The organism is Acidiferrobacteraceae bacterium (genome assembly GCA_037388825.1).
In the GTDB taxonomy this organism is placed as follows: domain Bacteria; phylum Pseudomonadota; class Gammaproteobacteria; order Acidiferrobacterales; family JAJDNE01; genus JARRJV01.
The window spans coordinates 1-17554 of the sequence record JARRJV010000034.1 but is presented as its reverse complement, the minus strand read 5'-3'; the positions used below and the strand labels follow the sequence as shown (position 1 = coordinate 17554).

General features: G+C 60.7%; 18 protein-coding genes. 2 read left to right on the top strand and 16 right to left on the bottom strand.

What is annotated here, in order from left to right:
• The 9 genes from P8X48_07965 to P8X48_07925 all read right to left on the bottom strand — a co-directional run.
• The coding region (locus tag P8X48_07965) for a DUF3391 domain-containing protein (protein MEJ2107249.1) at positions 1-959 on the bottom strand (959 nt) is incomplete at its 3' end.
• A gap of 284 nt (positions 960-1243) precedes the next feature.
• A complete protein-coding gene (gene speD / locus P8X48_07960) occupies positions 1244-2047 on the bottom strand; it encodes an adenosylmethionine decarboxylase (protein MEJ2107248.1) in 804 nt (267 codons plus the stop codon).
• Between the two features lie 72 nt (positions 2048-2119).
• A complete protein-coding gene (gene nagZ / locus P8X48_07955) occupies positions 2120-3121 on the bottom strand; it encodes a beta-N-acetylhexosaminidase (GenBank protein MEJ2107247.1) in 1002 nt (333 codons plus the stop codon).
• A gap of 23 nt (positions 3122-3144) precedes the next feature.
• Positions 3145-3639, bottom strand: a complete 495-nt coding sequence (locus P8X48_07950) for a L,D-transpeptidase (GenBank protein ID MEJ2107246.1) — start codon at positions 3637-3639, stop codon at positions 3145-3147.
• A 3-nt stretch (positions 3640-3642) separates the two neighbouring features.
• The gene (rlmD, locus tag P8X48_07945) at positions 3643-5022 is read right to left on the bottom strand and encodes a 23S rRNA (uracil(1939)-C(5))-methyltransferase RlmD (protein MEJ2107245.1); all 1380 of its coding nucleotides are present in this window, start codon (positions 5020-5022) and stop codon (positions 3643-3645) included.
• Positions 5019-5798 (bottom strand): 3'-5' exonuclease, encoded by a 780-nt coding sequence (locus P8X48_07940; GenBank protein ID MEJ2107244.1) that lies wholly within the window; start codon positions 5796-5798, stop codon positions 5019-5021. Before P8X48_07940 ends, rlmD begins: the two co-directional genes overlap by 4 nt.
• 14 nt (positions 5799-5812) lie before the next feature.
• Entirely contained in the window at positions 5813-6703 is an 891-nt protein-coding gene (gene cysM / locus P8X48_07935; protein ID MEJ2107243.1) for a cysteine synthase CysM, read from the bottom strand.
• A 33-nt stretch (positions 6704-6736) separates the two neighbouring features.
• Entirely contained in the window at positions 6737-8479 is a 1743-nt protein-coding gene (gene recJ, locus P8X48_07930) for a single-stranded-DNA-specific exonuclease RecJ (GenBank protein MEJ2107242.1), read from the bottom strand.
• 1 nt (position 8480) lies between these two features.
• Positions 8481-9545, bottom strand: a complete 1065-nt coding sequence (locus tag P8X48_07925) for a hypothetical protein (protein ID MEJ2107241.1) — start codon at positions 9543-9545, stop codon at positions 8481-8483.
• Positions 9546-9615: 70 nt separating this feature from the next.
• Between P8X48_07925 and P8X48_07920 the strand changes: the two genes are divergently transcribed.
• The gene (locus P8X48_07920; protein ID MEJ2107240.1) at positions 9616-10632 is read left to right on the top strand and encodes a thioredoxin fold domain-containing protein; all 1017 of its coding nucleotides are present in this window, start codon (positions 9616-9618) and stop codon (positions 10630-10632) included.
• Between the two features lie 76 nt (positions 10633-10708).
• Here the strand turns inward: P8X48_07920 and P8X48_07915 are convergent, their stop codons facing one another.
• The 5 genes from P8X48_07915 to alaC form a co-directional block, all read right to left on the bottom strand.
• The gene (locus P8X48_07915; GenBank protein ID MEJ2107239.1) at positions 10709-11194 is read right to left on the bottom strand and encodes an outer membrane beta-barrel protein; all 486 of its coding nucleotides are present in this window, start codon (positions 11192-11194) and stop codon (positions 10709-10711) included.
• Positions 11195-11379: 185 nt separating this feature from the next.
• A complete protein-coding gene (locus P8X48_07910) occupies positions 11380-11874 on the bottom strand; it encodes an outer membrane beta-barrel protein (GenBank protein MEJ2107238.1) in 495 nt (164 codons plus the stop codon).
• A 25-nt stretch (positions 11875-11899) separates the two neighbouring features.
• On the bottom strand, positions 11900-12979 hold the full coding sequence (gene thrC / locus P8X48_07905; GenBank protein MEJ2107237.1) for a threonine synthase: 1080 nt from the start codon (positions 12977-12979) through the stop codon (positions 11900-11902).
• A gap of 1 nt (position 12980) precedes the next feature.
• On the bottom strand, positions 12981-14303 hold the full coding sequence (locus P8X48_07900) for a homoserine dehydrogenase (GenBank protein MEJ2107236.1): 1323 nt from the start codon (positions 14301-14303) through the stop codon (positions 12981-12983).
• Between the two features lie 2 nt (positions 14304-14305).
• Complete coding sequence (alaC, locus tag P8X48_07895; protein ID MEJ2107235.1) at positions 14306-15505, bottom strand: alanine transaminase; 1200 nt, start codon at positions 15503-15505, stop codon at positions 14306-14308.
• A 133-nt stretch (positions 15506-15638) separates the two neighbouring features.
• Between alaC and P8X48_07890 the strand changes: the two genes are divergently transcribed.
• Entirely contained in the window at positions 15639-16025 is a 387-nt protein-coding gene (locus P8X48_07890) for an Mth938-like domain-containing protein (GenBank protein ID MEJ2107234.1), read from the top strand.
• Here the strand turns inward: P8X48_07890 and rpoS are convergent.
• Entirely contained in the window at positions 16022-17011 is a 990-nt protein-coding gene (gene rpoS, locus P8X48_07885) for an RNA polymerase sigma factor RpoS (protein ID MEJ2107233.1), read from the bottom strand. The genes P8X48_07890 and rpoS overlap by 4 nt on opposite strands.
• Positions 17012-17021: 10 nt before the next feature.
• Positions 17022-17393, bottom strand: coding sequence for a peptidoglycan DD-metalloendopeptidase family protein (locus P8X48_07880; GenBank protein ID MEJ2107232.1), 372 nt, complete (start codon positions 17391-17393; stop codon positions 17022-17024).
• Positions 17394-17554: the final 161 nt, after the last annotated feature.

The following is a 17554-nucleotide window of genomic DNA, read 5'->3' as shown; positions in this document are numbered from 1 at the left end:
GGAGACAGGCCGCCACTATAGTTGCGATCACTGGTAATGGCGTCGTAGACGTCGACGATGGCCGCAATGGATCCCGCCGGGCTGATACCTTGCGCGCGGTAGTGCCCCGGATACCCGCTCCCGTCGGAGCGCTCGTGATGCTGTTCGATCATTTCCACGGCGCCGGCGGGGAGACCGCCAGAGTCCGCGATGATGTCCAGGCCCCATTTCACATGCTGGGTCATGGTCTGAAACTCGTCCACGGTCAGGCCGGAATTCTTCTCCAGCAGTTCATGTGGCAGTTTGGCCATGCCAACGTCGTGCAGCAGGGCACCCATCCCTACCACGCGCAGTTCCTCACGGCTCAGGGCCAGGTGGCGACCAAAGGCCAGGGCGATGATGCCTGAGCGGATACTGTGCAGCGCGGTGTATTCGTTGACGTCCTTAAGGTGGCTCAGACACACAAGGGCGTCCGGATTGCGCACGATACTTTCGACCATGCGGGTTACGGCGCGATTGGCCGCTTCCAGATCCACCTTCTTGCCCTTTTCTACGTGTTCGACGGCGGCACGCATGGTGTCGCGCGCCTCACTCTCGATCCCCTTTGCGGTCTCGAGCTCGTCCTCGAAGGTGGTTTCGTCCAGATAGGGTCGGCGGCTCGGTTTCGCCGCATCGGCTTCCGCCAGGCGCCGCACTTCGCTGGAGATCTTCTTGTCGCGCTCCTCGAGAACACGGGCGCGATTGAGGGAGGCCGTTGCGTGGGTCTTGGGCATGAAATCCACGCCCTGCTCCACGTCGATATAGACATACTCACAGTGTTTTTTTAGGGTATCGATCTGCTCCTGATCGTTTATTTCGAAACCCTGAAACATAAACGGGGTTTCTACCCAGGGCCGATCCAGTTCGGCCACGTACATACCCTTCTGCAGGTCCAGCACATGGACCTTCTTTTTCGTACTGTTATCTTCTGTTTCCTGCATAATCGTCATCCAGCAGGGGCAGGCTGCATCTGCCCAATACAATGATATCCCCATCCTGCGGACGCAGCACCCCGACGCCGCCCATGATGCTCCGCGACCTCCGTGCTGCGGTTTCGACCGGTGACGATCGTCGTTATATTCTTGTAAGCGGAATGGTAGTACCTCGAATTCGGCCTGTACAGGCGCCTTTTTGGGGGAAAATGGTAATAGTGCTCAGTGGACCGGGGTCCGGAGAACAGTATCCTGCAACCACTTGTTTTTTAAAGGGATTGTATCCCACTGGCCTAGGTAGCCACATTCTTGCCGTAGAAAATTTCTCTCATTTCCCGCTGCAGGCGACTCGTCACACGGCGTCGCTCGCTCGCCTTGAGATCGGATTCGTCAATCTCGAACAGATAGTCGTCGAGCTTGAACTCCTTGAGCATCATCTTCGTGTGGAAAATGTTCTCCTGGTACACGTTCACGTCCACCGCCTGGTAGCGGTCCAGCGTGTCCTTGTCCACGAAGTTCTGAATCGAATCGATCTTGTGGTCGATGTAGTGTTTGCGGCCCTTCACATCCCGGGTGAATCCGCGCACCCGGTAGTCGGCGATGACGATATCCGATTCGAAGCTGTGGATCAGGAAATTGAGCGCCTTCAGCGGCGAGATTTCCCCGCAGGTGGACACATCGATGTCCGCGCGGAAGGTGCTGATGCCATTGTCCGGATGCTTCTCGGGATAGGTGTGGACCGTGAGGTGGCTCTTGTCCAGATGGGCAACTACATCCTCGGGAAGCGGCCCCGGACGCTCGGACTTGTCGATCCGGTGCTGTTTCATCGGTGATTCGGAAATGAGCATGGTCACGCTCGCTCCTTCCGGCTCGTAGTCCTGATGAGCAATATTCAGAATGTTGGCACCGATGATCTCCGCCACATCCGTAAGAATCTTGGTCAGACGCTCGGAGTTGTAGACTTCGTCGATGTACTCGATGTACTGCTTCTGTCCCTCCACGCCGGGCGCAAAGCAGATATCGTAGATATTGAAGCTCAGGGTCTTTGTGAGATTGTTGAAACTCTCGAGCCGGAGCTTCGGCAGGGGCTTGATCATCTTGGTGCGCTCGCCGGGAGGGGACAACGGTTCATCCACGATAGGTGCGGTTGAAAACCGGATTTTAAACTCCTATACCAGCTTGTCCACCATGGCGCGGGCCTGATGATAGTCCACGCTCGCCAGCAAATCACGGCGATTCACGGGGTGTCGCCCGTGCAGCCGTGCGAGGCGCAAATGGGCCACCGGGTCATCATGCGGAATGCCTGCATCCAGTACGGCATCGGCGCTTGCGGGGTCATTGCATACCAGGACCATGTCACAACCGGCGGAGATGGCCTTGCGGGCCCGTTCCGGCATATCCCCGATCACATGGGCACCGGCCATGGAAAGATCGTCGCTGAAGATCGCGCCCCTGAATCCCAGGCGAGTGCGAAGGACTTCCCGTAGCCAGAACGGCGAGAAACTCACGGGATTCGGGTCCACCCTGGGATAGACGATGTGGGCAGTCATGAGCGCCGGGATGTCGTAGTGCACGAGGCGCTCGAAGGCCACCATGTCCAGCAAGTGGACGTCCTCATACTCCCGATCATCCACCGGCAGATCCTTGTGGGAATCCGGGGCCACGCTGCCATGGCCCGGGAAGTGCTTGCCGGTGGCGGCCATACCGGCCCGGCGCATCCCGGCGACGTAGGAATGGGCCAGGTCCGCCACTGCCTCCGGATCCTTGTGGAAGGCCCGGTCTCCGATGACCTCGCTGACACCCAGATCCAGATCCAGCACCGGGGCGAAGCTCATGTCCACGCCTACCGCGCGCAACTCCGCCGCCATGAGCCAGCCCGCCTCCTCTGCCAGACGCTTGGCCCGCTTCGGGTTTTCATCGTAGACCTCGCCCAGCCGCCGCACCGGCGGAAGCACGGTGAAGCCCCCCCGAAAACGCTGCACGCGGCCGCCCTCATGATCCACGGCCACCAGCAGCTGTGGCTCGCGTACCCCGTGAATCTCCGCCACCAGCGCCGCGATCTGTTCGGGGCTATCGTAGTTGCGGGTAAACAGAATCACCCCGCCCACCAGCGGGTGACGCAGGCGTTCACGCTCGGTCGCACTTAGTGCGGTGCCAGCCACATCGATCATCAGAGGTCCCAACGACACGCTTTTCAGCCTCGAATGTTCACGCGGGTTCCAACCTCCACCAGATCGAACAGGCGCAGGAGATCCTTGTTGTTCATGCGTACGCAGCCGCGCGACCCCGGCACACCCATGGGATCCTCGTCCGGGGCACCATGGATGTAGATGTAGCGCCTCATGGTATCCAGTTCACCAAGCCGGTTGTGGCCGCGCTCGCAGCCCTTCAACCACAGGATACGGGTCAGGATCCAGTCGCGGTCGGGATACAGCTCCCGCAGGCCCGGGCGATAGATTTCGCCCGTGGGGCGCCGCCCGACAAACACGGCATTCGCCGGCTGGCCCGCACCAATCTTGGCGCAGATGACGTGTCGCCCACGTGGCGTACACTCGCTGCCCATCCGTTCCCCGACTCCGTTCCGTGCCGTGGAGACGCTTGCCTCCAGCAACACCTGATCTCCCTGACGCAGCACCAGAATCTGCCTGGGTACGTCCACTTCGATCGCGACTTCGGTCTTGCCCGTCATGTCCTATTCCCGAACGAACAGGGCCATGGCTTCGACATGGGCGGTCTGGGGGAACATGTCCATCACGCGCGCCGACTCCATGCGATAGCCCAGGGTGTGCACCAGGTACTCGGCATCCCGGGCCAGGGTCGCGGGATAACAGGAAACATAGACAATGCGGTCGGATAACGGTGCCGCAAGCCTGGCCAGCACCTCCATGGCGCCACTGCGTGGCGGATCCAGCAGCAGCTTGTTGAATTCCACTCCCTCCCAGGCGGAAGCCGAGTCCTCGTTGTAAAGATCGCCGCGCAGGAAACGGGCATTGCGGATCCCGTTCCTCTTCGCGTTTGCCTGGGCGCCATCGATCAGTCGCTGTTCGTTTTCGATCCCGAGAACCCGGGCGCCGGACCGGGCGATGGGCAAGGTGAAGTTCCCGAGACCGCAGAACAGGTCCAGTACGGTGTCTCCGGACTCCGGTGCCAGCCAAGCCACGGCGGCCTTCACCATCTGTCGGTTCACGTCCGCATTGACCTGCGTGAAATCCGTTGGACCGAACTCAATGCGTACGTCGAATTCAGGCAGGCTGTAGGCCAGCGCCGGCGGATGTTCCGGCTCCAGGGGAGTTGCCGTATCCGGCCCGCCGGGCTGGGTGTACAAGTGGACCCGATGGTCCCGGGCGAAGGCCCGGAGGTCGCTCCGGTCTTCCGGAGTCAGGGCCACCAGGTGACGGAGCACCAGGGCGACATCCTCGTCACCTGCCGCAACTTCAATTTGCGGAATCCGGTCCGGGCACGACAAGCCTGCCAGCAGGGCGCGCAGGGCTGGCATCATGACCGACACGCGCCCATCCAGCACCGGACACTCGCCGATGTCCGTCAGATAGGAACTCCCCCGTTCCCGAAAACCCAGCAGCAAGCCACCTTTCTTGGGTACGAGGCGCGCCCCCAGACGCGCACGACGCCGATAGCCCCAGGCCGGCCCGGCAATGGGTGCATCCCATCGTTCTGGCTCCACCCTCCCCGTGCGCGCGAGTATTTCCGTCACAATCCCCTGTTTGACCTGAATCTGTGACTCTTCCTGCAAATGCTGCAGGCTGCAGCCACCGCAGACACCGAAGTGGGGGCAGCGCGGTTGTGCCACGCGTTCCGGGGCAGCGCGCAGGATCTCCAGACAGACCGCATTGTCATAACGCGGTTTCCTTCGCAGGACGCCGTATTCCACCCGTTCCCCGGGTAAGGCCCCTTCGACGAAGACCGTCTTGCCGTCCACGTGACCGACCCCGCGCCCGTCATGGCTGATCGATTCGATGGTCACCTGGCCCGTGGCCTTGAAGCGGGATCGATAGCGGGGAAGAAAACAGTTCACCACCTCGACCGCCCCGGCGGTCTCTGGTACGGAGTTCACGTTGCGGACTCCCATGCGGAAAGGAATTCATTCAGATGCGCACGGTCCGAAGCGGCCAGCGTGGTTCGCACCAGACTCAATTCCTTTTCGTAGGCGCCGTGGTCCAGGCGGCCGCGAATCAGTTCCCAGCGCAGATAGACGAGCCAGGTATTCAGGACATCGGTCTCACAGTAGTTGCGGATTCCTTCGATATTGCCCGCCTGGTATTCGTCCCACACATGGGCACCGCTCATCCCCATCTTGCCGGGCAATCCAAGCATTACCGCAATCTGATCCAGCGGGGCCGAGGCGCGCGGCTGGTAATAGGCCAACACATCCATAAGGTCGGTATGCCGGGCGTGGTAACGACTCAAGTAGTTGTTCCAGCGAAACGACTGATCATCATCGCCGGTCTCCCAGTACCGCGATGCGACGATGCCGTGCTTGAGTGCGCGGTAGTGCAACACGGGTAGATCGAACCCGCTGCCGTTCCAGGACACCAGGGTGGGCGTGTATTTTTCGATTCCATCGTAGAATCTTCGCACCAGATCCGCTTCGTCCGCTGCAGGCTCACCCAGTGACCAGACCTTGAAGGTGTCACCCTGGCGAAGGACGACGGAAATGGCGCAAACGCGCTGCAGATGGTGTCGCAGAAACTCCGAGTCACCGGTCTGCTCGCGCCGCTTGTTGAACATCACGCGCGCGACGTCGGCGTCGTCCAGCCCCTCCAGATCGTAGATGCGGCGTCCCGCCTCCACATCGGGAATGGTTTCGATATCGAACACCAGTACGTTCATGCCTGTGCCCGCCTCTAGTCCGGGAAGATGCCGGTGGAGAGATAGCGATCTCCACGATCGCAAATAATCACGACGATGACGGCCTCCGGAATTTCCCGCGCCAGTTGCAAGGCCGCCACCGTGGCCCCGCCGGAAGAGATCCCGCAGAAAATTCCCTCTTCCCGTGCCAGTCGCCGGGTCATCTCCTCTGCCTGGTCCTGGGAAACGTCGATAACCCGATCGACACGCCTGGCATCATAAATCTGCGGAAGGTACGCCTCGGGCCAGCGACGGATCCCCGGGATGCTCGAACCCTCGGTGGGTTGCACACCAATGATCTGAACCGCTGCGCTCTGCTCTTTGAGGAATTCCGACGTACCCATGATGGTGCCGGTGGTACCCATGGAACTGACAAAGTGGGTGATCTCACCGCCTGTATCGCGCCAGATTTCCGGCCCGGTACCTTCATAGTGGGCCCGTGGATTGTCCGGATTGGAGAACTGGTCCAGTACCCGGCCCTTGCCCTCGTCCTGCATTTGCAGGGCAAGATCCCGCGCACCTTCCATCCCGTCTTCGCGACTCACCAGAACGATTTCGGCGCCAAAGGCCTTCATCACTGCGCGCCGCTCCACACTCATGTGCTCCGGCATGATGAGGGTCATGTGGTAACCCTTGATGGCCGACACCATGGCCAGGGCGATTCCGGTGTTCCCGCTGGTGGCCTCGATCAGGGTGTCACCGGGACGAATGTCCCCTCGCTCCTCGGCATGGCGAATCATGGACATGGCCGGGCGGTCCTTCACCGAGCCCGCCGGATTGTTGCCTTCCAGCTTCGCCAGGACCGTGCCGGCCCTTTCCCCAGGCAGGCGCTGCAGGCGAACCAGGGGCGTGTTTCCGACGAAATCTTCCAGAGTCGGGAATTTCATGGGCCGAAGTGTACCTTGCGCTCCGATATCGGGCTATTCGGCTTCCCCGATTGCCCGCACGTGCTCGAGCAGGAGCTGAAGCCTGCGCGTTCCCTGGAACTCATTGACGTCCAGGCGATAGGCCGCTTGCACCCGTTGCCAGCCTGGCGCAACCGGTTCCTCCAGCAGGTTGAATGCGATTGCGTCCACCACAGGGCCATCGGCCTGCCGAAGGCGCATTTTCAAATGGCGCTCGCCGACCACCCGCTGATCCACGACATCGAAGATGCCGTCGAACATCGGTTCGGGAAAGGTCTGCCCCCATGGCCCGGCGTTGCGTAGTTGCTCGGCAAGGTCGAGACGAAATTCATTGGCCTGAAGCTCCCCGTCGCTGAGGATGCGGGGTTGAAGTTCCTCATCTCCAAGTTGCCGCTTCAATTCCTCTTCAAATGCGCTGCGAAAGGCATCAAGGTCCATGGTATCCAGCGTCAGGCCTGCTGCCATTGCATGACCGCCGAAACGGCGCAACAAGGCTGGATGCCGTGTCGCAATCGCATCCAGGGTGTCACGGATGTGGAGACCGGGCACCGACCGGGCCGAGCCCTTTAGTTCGCCATTCTCCCCCGGCGCAAGTGCGATCACGGGCCGGTGAAACTGCTCCTTGATCCTGGATGCAACCAGGCCGACCACTCCCTGGTGCCAGCGCTCGTCGTACAGGCACAAACCCCGAGGCAGGACGTCCCGCTCCAGATGGAGGGAGGCCACCGCTTCCCGTGCCTGCTCCTGCATGGTCTCCTGGATATCCCGCCGTTCGCGATTGAGTCGATCCAGGTCACCGGCCATTTCCAGAGCGGCGGTCGGGCTGTTGCTGAGCAGACACTCGATACCCAGGGCCATGTCTTCCAGGCGGCCAGCGGCGTTCAATCGGGGTGCGAGGCGAAAGGCGAGATCGGAGGCGGCGAGACGGCCCGTCGGCGCCCCACTTACGCGGATCAGGGCATCGATGCCAGGACAGGCACCACCCCCATTGATTCGGGCCAGACCCTGGGCAACCAGAATTCGATTGTTGCGGTCCAGCGGCACCAGGTCCGCGACCGTGCCCAGGGCGACCAGGTCCAGCAGGGACGCAAGATTCGGCTCCTGCATCGCCCGCTCCTCAAACCACCCTGCCTCCCGCAGGCGCGCACGCAACGCCAACATGACGTAAAAGATCACGCCCACGCCAGCCAGGGACTTGCTGGCAAAAGCGTCCCCCGGCTGATTTGGATTTACAATCGCGTCGGCTTCCGGCAACTCCCGTCCGGCCAGGTGATGGTCCGTAACCACAACTCGCCAACCCTGCTCATGCGCCGCGCGCACCCCGTCGATACTGGAGATCCCGTTGTCCACGGTAATGATGACGTCGGGATTCTCCTCCGCGGCAAGGGCGACAATCTCCGGCGTCAGCCCGTAACCGAAACGAAACCGGTCGGGCACGATGTAGCGCACCTCGCCAGCACCGAGCAGGCGCAGGGCGCGAACCGCGAGCGCGCAACTGGTTGCTCCGTCGGCATCATAGTCCGCTACCACCAATATGCGTTGGCCTGAATCCAGCGCTTCTTGCAGCAACCTTGTGGCGGCGTCGATACCCAGCAACGTATCCGGTGCAAGCAGTCGGCCCAGGGAATGGTCGAGGTCCAGAGGCGAATGAACGTCGCGCGCGCGATAGATGTTCCTGAGAACCGAGGGCAGCTCAGGTGGCAACTCATCAACCCCGGGCACTGGAGGACGGCGAACGATTTCCGGTCTGGCGCGCATGTCAGCCGGGGTTCAGGGAAAGGTTTTCGAGCCTGACCCTCCGTCGCCACCAACGCCGCAAGTGCCTCCAGGTCAAACGGAACCCCTGGCAGTGATCGGTATAGATCAACAATTCGGTCAATTCGTTGCTACGCAGGGCCGATTCAAGCGGTGCGATCCAGTCGGGCTCCAGTGTGTCCAGAAAATCTCTCCAGCGCTCGACATGCCCGCTAAGCAGCGCCTCCATTCCGTGATCCAGCACCAGAAGATGTTTGCCGGCAGGCGCCTGGGCCAGCCACTGGCTCGCGCTCGCGGGCCGCGGGACGACGGCCAGTTCCGTCAGGCGGGCCAGTGAGGTTCCCACCACCTCGTTGCTCCACAGGCAGGTCCAGTCAGGCTGATGGAATGTCGGCAAATGACCTCCGCCCCAGAACCAGAGACTGTTGACCGTGGGTAGCCCCCTCGACTCCCGGTCCACGTTGACCTGCGCCGTGTGCAGCAGAATTTGCACTTCGTTCATCACTGTGTGCCACTGGCTCGCATCAGGGCCGACCGGCAGATGCCCCCGTATGTCGGAGCCCACCACGGATCCGATGGGAGTGGTTCGAATGTCCGGAATCTGTCGTGGTTTGAGATACCATCGCTCCGGGGACGGGGCCTTGAGTACCCAGCCATCCTCGGCGAAGACGGCCATGATTTCGCGAACCAGGCTGTCCGCCTCTTCCTGTGAAAGCTGAAGGTGGCCGCGCTCCGGGAGCAGCAAACCGTCACGATGGGGCAGCAGATGCACGGGATCAGCCCGCATCCACCAGCTGTTGTCCACCACCCCCATGTCGTGCACACGGGTGACGGCGGCAACGGGCAGATCCCGGCTGTGATCTACCTCGGCTCCAAACAGGGCAAACAGGCACGCTTCGGTCCCGTCAGACCTTGCCTCCCCGATCGGGTCCGCACGCCCAAGGAGCCGCTCCAGGACCGCCGGAGGGCCGTTCGCCTCCGATTCGACGGCGGCCACCGCCACCAGGCCCGGCAGCACAAGACACAGGCTCCGTTTTTCCGCTGTATCCGGGGAATTGCTGCTGGTCATTGGCTAATGCTTGCTTTTCCTGACGCGACGCGCAACCATAATTTCTCGTGAAATTTCGTACCGGCGCATTATGACACGACCGATTGTTCTCGCATTCCTTCTCACCGGTTTTCTCGCTTTTGTTCCCGTTTCCCACGCCGCCAAGGTCGAGGGCGTCGGGCACTATGAGATACCCGATTGGTTCAAGCAGTCTTTTCTCGTTCTCAAGGAAGATGTCGCCGAGGCGGCCGCCGCGCACAAGCGGGTGATGATCTTCTTTCATCAGGATGGCTGCCCCTACTGCGCTCAACTGGTGAATCTGAACTTCAGCCAGAAGCCTATCGTCGACTATACCCGGAAACACTTCGATTCGCTCGATATCAACATGTGGGGTGATCGCGAAGTGACGGACGTCGACGGCAAGGTATACACCGCGAAGACATTCGCCGCGGCCAAGAAAGTGTGGTTCACGCCGACGCTGATCTTCCTCGATGAAAAGGGAAATCAGGTCCTGCGCATCAATGGCTACTACCCGCCGCACCGGTTCCAGACCGCCCTGCGTTATGTTGCAGAGCACCAGGAAAGCAAGATGAGCTTCCGTGAATACTCGGCGCGCGCGAATCCACCAAAGGCCTCAGGCAAGCTGCATGCCGAACCCTATTTTCGTCCCGCCCCCTTCAACCTCAAGGGCCTGGGGAAAACCCGCCCCCTGATCGTATTCTTCGAGCAGAAGGACTGTCCGAGTTGCGATCGACTCCACGACCATATTTTGCCGCAGAAGGCGACCCAGGCCTTGCTAAAGAAGTTCGACAGCGTGCAGCTCAATATGTGGGGCGATGCACCGGTGACCACCCCGGATGGCCAGTCCACGACCGCAAGACAATGGGCCTCGAAGCTGGGAATCGTGTATGCGCCATCAGCGGTTCTGTTCGACGGCGGGCGCGAGGTAATTCGCATCGAGGCCTTTCTCAAGGCCTTCCATGTGCAGTCGGTCATGGACTACGTCGCTTCCGGAGCCTACAAGACGCAATCCAGCCTGCAGCGCTTCATCCAGGGCCGCGCCGACCGTTTGCTCGAACACGGTGAACGAGTGAACCTCTGGAAATAGCGGCGCGACCCGGGAACGCCTGACGGAGGCGGCCTCATCCCCGACCGTCCCGTCAGGCTGCTTGCGCAAGCTTGCCCTAGAACTTGTAGGTCACTCCGGCGGCGATCCCGCCCAGTGTCTGGTTGTTGGCATTGAAGTACTGCGTGTAATCCACATTGATTCCCACGTTGTCCACCACACGGAATTCCATCCCCGCACCGTAGGCGATGCTGCTGTTCGACTTGGTTGCCGCACCGGATACGTCCGCGCTGCCGTAGCCGAGCAGGCCATAGACGTTGATCGAATCGCTGACCGGTAACTCCCCACGGATGAAGCCGGCTACGCCCTGGTCAACCTTGATTCCACCGTCGGTTGTTCCGGCAGTCAGGACGTGAACTTCCGCGGCAATGGCGTCTGTGAAATAAAACCCGCCCTTGATACGAACGTTGGCGGGATTGGTCCCGCCCGTAAACGAACCGTACAGATAGTCCAATCCGACGAACCCTGAGCCCGCGCTGCCGGCATAGACAGGCGTCGCAAGGGCGATTGTGGCGATTGCGGTCGCAATTAACGTACGTTTCATGTCTGTATCCTCCTGGGATGCTGCAGCAATGACTGAAACCCAACACGGTTGAAGCAGGCGCGCGATTATGCGCGCTCACGCATCGGAAAGTCTTGATAACAATCAAAAATTCCACCGGCGACGCCGTGCGCGGTGGCCCGGGGGCCACAAGCCAGCATCGAGCACGGGGATCCGGATAGGGAGAGCTAGAAAGGAAACTTCAATACAGCCGTGAGGCTGCTCGCGCGGGAATCCCCATTGTAGGAAATGTAGTCGGTCGCAAGCGTGGAATGCCGACCCAGGCGCCACTCCACGCCCAGTCCATAGGCGGAGTGGTCATACGTTCCCTTTACGCCGGGCGGAAAGATCACGTCGGTGTGGGCGTAGCCGGCGAGTACAGAGACATGAAAGGATCGGGACAGGGGTAACTCCGCGCGAAGATAGGCCCCCATGCCGGAATCTACCAGCCGGCCCGAATCCTCCCCGCCGCGGCTCAGGAACTGCATCTCTCCGGCGAGCCAGGGGGCAAAGTAATACCCTCCCCGAAACGACCAGGCCGTGGGATGCCAGCTCCCCAGCGTCCAGGAACTGTACCCCAGAGCACCGTACGCTGTATTCGGCTCACCCGCGCTTGCCGAGAAGCCGGGGAAGAAAGGGACCAGGGAAAGGAAACTCGCGGCGAACAGCCTACGTAGAGTCACGGCAAGGGATTGTATCCCGCGGATATCATGCGAGATTGTCCAGTATCGCCTTTTTCACCGCGCCGAGTTCCGCTGCGATCTTTACCGGCGGACTCGAACTTTGCCGGATCGCGGTATCCGGATCCTTGAGGCCGTGACCGGTGAGCGTGCACACCACACGACTCCCGGCGGGGATCTTCCCGCTCTGGATATCCCGCAATGCGCCGGCAAGCGAGGTCGCCGAAGCGGGTTCGCAAAAGACTCCTTCCTTCTCCGCAAGCAGTTTTTGGGCCGCGAGGATTTCCTCGTCGCTGCACTGATCGAACCAGCCATTCGATTCCTTTTGCACTACCCACGCCTTGTCCCAGGACTGGGGATGACCGATACGGATCGCGGTCGCGACGGTTTCCGGATTGTCCACCATCTTGCCGAGGATGAACGGGGCGGCGCCCGAGGCCTGATACCCGATCATGGTCGGGCGGTTGTTCACGATTCCATGCTCGGCGTACTCGGAATATCCCATCCAGTGGGCCGTGATGTTGCCCGCATTGCCCACGGGCAGACAATGGAAGTCCGGAGCACTGCCCAGCTCTTCGCAGATTTCGAATGCAGCGGTCTTCTGTCCCTGCAGCCGAAAGGGGTTGATGGAGTTCACAATAGTTACAGGTGCCTCTTCCGCTACCTCTTTCACCAGACGCATGCCGTCATCGAAGTTGCCTTCGATCTGTATGACGACCGAGCCATGCATCATGGCCTGGGCCAGCTTGCCCATGGCGATCTTTCCTTCGGGAATCAATACGAACGCCGTGATTCCCGCTCGGGCCGCATAGGCCGCGGCGGCGGCAGAGGTGTTCCCGGTGGACGCACATATGATGGCACGGCTGCCCTCTTCCACGGCCTTGGTCACGGCCATGGTCATCCCTCGATCCTTGAACGAACCGGTCGGATTCAGGCCTTCGTACTTGACGTAGATATCTACGTCCGCCTTGACCGCGCCCGGAATATTGTTGAGCCGGATTAGCGGTGTATTGCCCTCACCCAGGCTGATGACGCGCGTGTCGTCATGCACCGGAAGACGGTCCCGGTATTTTTCAATCAATCCCGTGTAACGTTGTCTGAAAGTCATATCAATTCCAATCGGTGTTCAGGTGTTCACAACGGATGCGGGCCACCGATCCGTCGATTGCATCCAGCGCCTCAATGTTGGCGATCGCACTATTCATCTTCCGTTCGATCACGCGGTGGGTCAGCATGATTAGTGGCACGGTATTCTCGCCCTCTTCGGGCTCCTTCTGAATGACCGCCTCGATGCTGATGCCCTGATCGCCGAGGATGCGGGTTACATCCGCGAGCACACCCGGGCGATCCAGGGCCTGCATGCGCAGGTAGTAGGCGGTCTCCACCTCGTCCATGGGGAGTATTGGCAGATCGGCCAGTGCATCGGGCTGGAACGCCAGGTGCGGGACACGATTGTTCGGATCGCTGGTGAGCGTACGCACCACATCCACGATGTCGGCCACGACCGCCGATGCGGTCGGATCTGCGCCGGCGCCCGCACCGTAGTACAGGGTCGGTCCGACGGCATCGCCGCGGATCAGGACCGCGTTCATGACGCCGTCCACGTTGGCGATCAGGCGCCGCTCCGGAATCAGGGTCGGATGCACACGAAGTTCCACCGCACCGTCGGTACGACGGGCGATCCCGAGATGCTTGATGCGATAGCCCAGTTCTTCGGCGTAGCGCACGTCGGCCTGGGTGATTCCTCCGAGTCCCTCGACATAGGCCTTGTCGAACTGCAGGGGAATTCCGAAAGCGATCGCGGCAAGAATGGTGAGTTTGTGCGCCGCATCGATTCCTTCTACATCAAAGGCAGGATCTGCCTCCGCGTAACCCAGGGCCTGCGCCTCTGCCAGCACATCGGCAAACTCCCGACCCTTGTCCCGCATTTCGGTCAGAATGAAGTTGCCGGTGCCGTTAATGATGCCGGCCAGCCACTCGATGCGGTTGCCCGCAAGGCCTTCGCGCACCGCCTTGATGATGGGGATGCCGCCGGCAACCGCGGCCTCAAAGGCCACCATGACCCCCTGGTCCTGGGCAGACTTGAAGATCTCGTTTCCATGATGGGCGATCAGGGCCTTGTTTGCGGTCACGACATGCTTGCCATTGGCAATCGCCTGCAATACCAGGGTGCGCGCCGGTTCCTCGCCGCCGATGAGCTCGACGACGACGTCGATCTCCGGATTGGAAACAATGTCCTCCGGCTTGTCGGTCAGGCCGATACCTTCGGTACTGCAATCACGCTGCTTGTCCAGCGTCCGCGCCGAAGCCTGGACCACCTGAATTTCCCGGCCTGCACGCCGGGTGATCTCGCCGGCATTGCGCCCGAGAACATTGATGGTTCCGCAGCCAACGGTGCCGAGGCCGAGTATGCCAATCTTGACCGGTTCCAAACCTACTCCTCTTTAAACCCTTTCGCGTGATCGTTGCGCATCATCTGGCGTATCGAACGCACCGCCTGACGTGTGCGGTGTTCATTCTCGATCAGGCCGAATCGAACGTATTCATCGCCGTACTCGCCGAACCCGATACCGGGTGACACGGCGACCTTGGCATCGCGCAGCAGCTTCTTCGAGAACTCCAGCGAACCCAGCTCCCGATAGGGCTCGGGGATCTTCGCCCAGACAAACATGGTCGCCTTGGGCTTTTCTACCGGCCAGCCTGCATTGGTCAGCCCGTTACACAGGACATCGCGCCGGTTCTGATAGGTCATTCGGATTTCCTCGACGCAGTCCTGGGGGCCTTCCAGGGCGACGATCGCCGCCACCTGAATCGGCGTGAAGGTGCCGTAGTCCATATAGGATTTCATCCGGCCCAGGGCGGCGACCAGTTTCCGGTTCCCCACCATGAATCCCACGCGCCAGCCGGGCATATTATAGGTCTTGGACAGGGAATAGAATTCAACGGCGATTTCCTTCGCCCCTGGGACCTGCAGGATGGAAGGCGCCCGGTAGCCGTCGAAGGCGATTTCCGCATAGGCGATGTCGTGGATCACCCAGATCTCATGTTCGCGACAAATCGCGACCACTTTTTCAAAGAAATCCAGTTCCACGCACTGCGCGGTCGGGTTCGCCGGAAAGTTGAGCACCAGCATCTTGGGCTTGGGCCATGAGTCCTTGATTGCCTTTTCCAGTTCGACAAAGAAGTCCCCGCCGGGCACCAGCGGCACGTGCCGAATGTCCGCGCCGGCGATCACAAAACCGTAGGGATGGATCGGGTAGGCGGGATTGGGCACCAGAACCGCATCGCCCTTGTCCACAATGGCCAGGGCCAGGTGAGCGAGCCCCTCCTTGGAGCCAATGGTGACGATGGCCTCCTTGTCCATGTCCAGATCGACGTCAAACCGGTCCTTGTACCAATTGCAGATTGCCCGTCGCAAGCGGGGAATTCCACGCGACATGGAATAGCGGTGGGTATCGTCGCGGTGCGCCACCTCGCACAGCTTGTCGACGATATGCTTCGGGGTAGGCTGATCGGGATTGCCCATGCCGAAGTCGATAATGTCTTCGCCGCGCTGGCGCGCCTCGGCCTTCAGCTCGTTGACGATGTTGAAAACATAGGGCGGCAGCCGCTTGATGCGTGGAAAATCATCCATTGAAATGCTGTGGTCTCGTGCTGGCTATTGAGGCGTATACTACGCGACTGAGTCGATTCCGGGGTTTATTCCGGGCCGCCGAAGCGGCGCATTATAAGTGCAATTCGGGAACCCGAAAACAGGATTCACCGACATGCAGATTCATCTCGAAACCGGGGACAAGGACGAATATCTCATCCGCGCCTACGAGCCTGGGCGGATACGAATCAACCAGGAGTCATACTCCAGCAGCCTGATTATTTCGCCGCGAGCCTTGCATACGGACTGGCCCGTATCACACCCGGATCAGCTTCAGCGCGACCACCTTCGTTCAATCCTGGAACTGGGACCGGAGTTGGTGCTGATCGGGACCGGGGCGAGACTGCAGTTTCCCCCGGCAAGTGTCCTTCAGGACCTGGTTGCCTCGGCCATTGGCTTTGAGGTAATGGATACAGCCGCCGCCTGCCGTACCTACAATGTCCTGATGAGTGAACGCCGACTCGTGGTCGCAGGGCTTATCCTTCCGCCGGTCGCCGCCTAGAACAGCGAATCGCCGGAGTATCCGTTCTTTTCAAGAATCGCCCGCAGGCGCTTCAGCGCCTCTACCTGAATCTGGCGGACACGCTCCCGGGTTACGCCGATCTCTTCCCCGACTTCTTCCAGCGTGGCGACCTCGTGACCGTTGAGTCCGAAGCGGCGCTCCACCACCTGGCGTTGTTTTTCGCTCAGTTCGTTCAGCCAGTTCACGACCTGGATCTGGATGTCTCCCGATTGCATGACCATGGCCGGGTCTTCCACCGACTCATCGGCAATCGCATCCAGCAGGGAACGGTCGGGGTCCTGATCCAGAGGCGCATCGACCGATGCGACGCGCTCGTTGAGACCCATCATGGATTTCACATCCTCGATCGGCTTGTCCAGCAGATCGGCGACATCTTCCGGAGTCGGCTCGTGATCGAGCTTCTGTGCCAGATGGCGTGCAGCACGCTGGTAGATATTGATTTCCTTGACCACATGCACCGGCAGGCGAATCGTGCGGGTCTGGTTCATGATACCCCGCTCGATCGTCTGGCGAATCCACCAGGTCGCATAGGTCGAAAAGCGGAAGCCGCGTTCAGGGTCGAATTTTTCCACGGCGCGAATCAGACCGAGATTGCCTTCTTCGATCAGGTCCAGCAGGGCCAGGCCACGATTCATATAACGACGGGCGATCTTCACCACCAGGCGAAGGTTGCTCTCGATCATCTTGCGCCGCGAGGCATCGTCTCCCTTGAGTGCGCGCCGTGCGTAGTACACCTCCTCCTCGGCCGTCAACAAGGGGGAGAACCCGATCTCTTTCAGGTACAGGCGCGTGGCGTCGGCGTGCGCGTCGGCTTCCCGCGCCGCATAGTTCGAAGAACCGGAGGACTTGGTCTTGGCTTCCTTTCCCTTCTCTTCTTCCTTCTGCTCGATGTCCAGATCGCCGTCCTCTTCGGATTTCGCCGACTGGTCGTCTTCGTGGTCGGGGGATGATCGTCGTGGACTCATATGGTTTTGGTCAGGATTTTCCTGGCAGATAGCGCAGAGGATTAACCGGCTTGCCGCGCAGACGGATTTCGAAATGAAGCTTCACCCTGTTGGTGCCCGAGCTTCCCATGGTAGCGATTCGCTGACCGCGCTTCACCGACTCACCGTCCCTCACCAAGATTCTCGCACAGTGCGCGTAAGCGCTTAAAAAATCAGCATTATGTTTGATGATGATAAGCTTTCCATAACCCCGAAGTCCACTCCCCTGGTACACCACGCTGCCGCCGGAGGCCGCAAGGATGTCGCTACCCCTGCGTCCTGCGATATCAATCCCCTTGTTGACCCCGGTCCGGGAAAACCCGCCAACCACGGCCCCTTTTGTTGGCCAGATCCAGCCATGCACTCGCCGGACCCGGCCGTGGGGCACGGGAATCCGGGGCGGCGTCTGTCGCCGGGCCCGAGGGCGCCCCGGGCGGGATGAGTCAGTGGGCGCCGCGAGGCGCAGGCGCTGCCCAGGGCGAATCACGTACGGCTTCTTGAGGCCGTTGCGTCGGATCAGCTCGC

Coding starts and splice junctions, on each gene's coding strand:
- speD (MEJ2107248.1), bottom strand. CDS start 2,047: ATGATCAAGCCCCTGCCGAAGCTCCGGCTCGAGAGTTTCAACAATCTC.
- nagZ (MEJ2107247.1), bottom strand. CDS start 3,121: ATGATCGATGTGGCTGGCACCGCACTAAGTGCGACCGAGCGTGAACGC.
- P8X48_07950 (MEJ2107246.1), bottom strand. CDS start 3,639: ATGACGGGCAAGACCGAAGTCGCGATCGAAGTGGACGTACCCAGGCAG.
- P8X48_07940 (MEJ2107244.1), bottom strand. CDS start 5,798: ATGAACGTACTGGTGTTCGATATCGAAACCATTCCCGATGTGGAGGCG.
- cysM (MEJ2107243.1), bottom strand. CDS start 6,703: ATGAAATTCCCGACTCTGGAAGATTTCGTCGGAAACACGCCCCTGGTT.
- recJ (MEJ2107242.1), bottom strand. CDS start 8,479: ATGCGCGCCAGACCGGAAATCGTTCGCCGTCCTCCAGTGCCCGGGGTT.
- P8X48_07925 (MEJ2107241.1), bottom strand. CDS start 9,545: ATGACCAGCAGCAATTCCCCGGATACAGCGGAAAAACGGAGCCTGTGT.
- P8X48_07920 (MEJ2107240.1), top strand. CDS start 9,616: ATGACACGACCGATTGTTCTCGCATTCCTTCTCACCGGTTTTCTCGCT.
- P8X48_07915 (MEJ2107239.1), bottom strand. CDS start 11,194: ATGAAACGTACGTTAATTGCGACCGCAATCGCCACAATCGCCCTTGCG.
- thrC (MEJ2107237.1), bottom strand. CDS start 12,979: ATGACTTTCAGACAACGTTACACGGGATTGATTGAAAAATACCGGGAC.
- alaC (MEJ2107235.1), bottom strand. CDS start 15,505: ATGGATGATTTTCCACGCATCAAGCGGCTGCCGCCCTATGTTTTCAAC.
- P8X48_07890 (MEJ2107234.1), top strand. CDS start 15,639: ATGCAGATTCATCTCGAAACCGGGGACAAGGACGAATATCTCATCCGC.
- rpoS (MEJ2107233.1), bottom strand. CDS start 17,011: ATGAGTCCACGACGATCATCCCCCGACCACGAAGACGACCAGTCGGCG.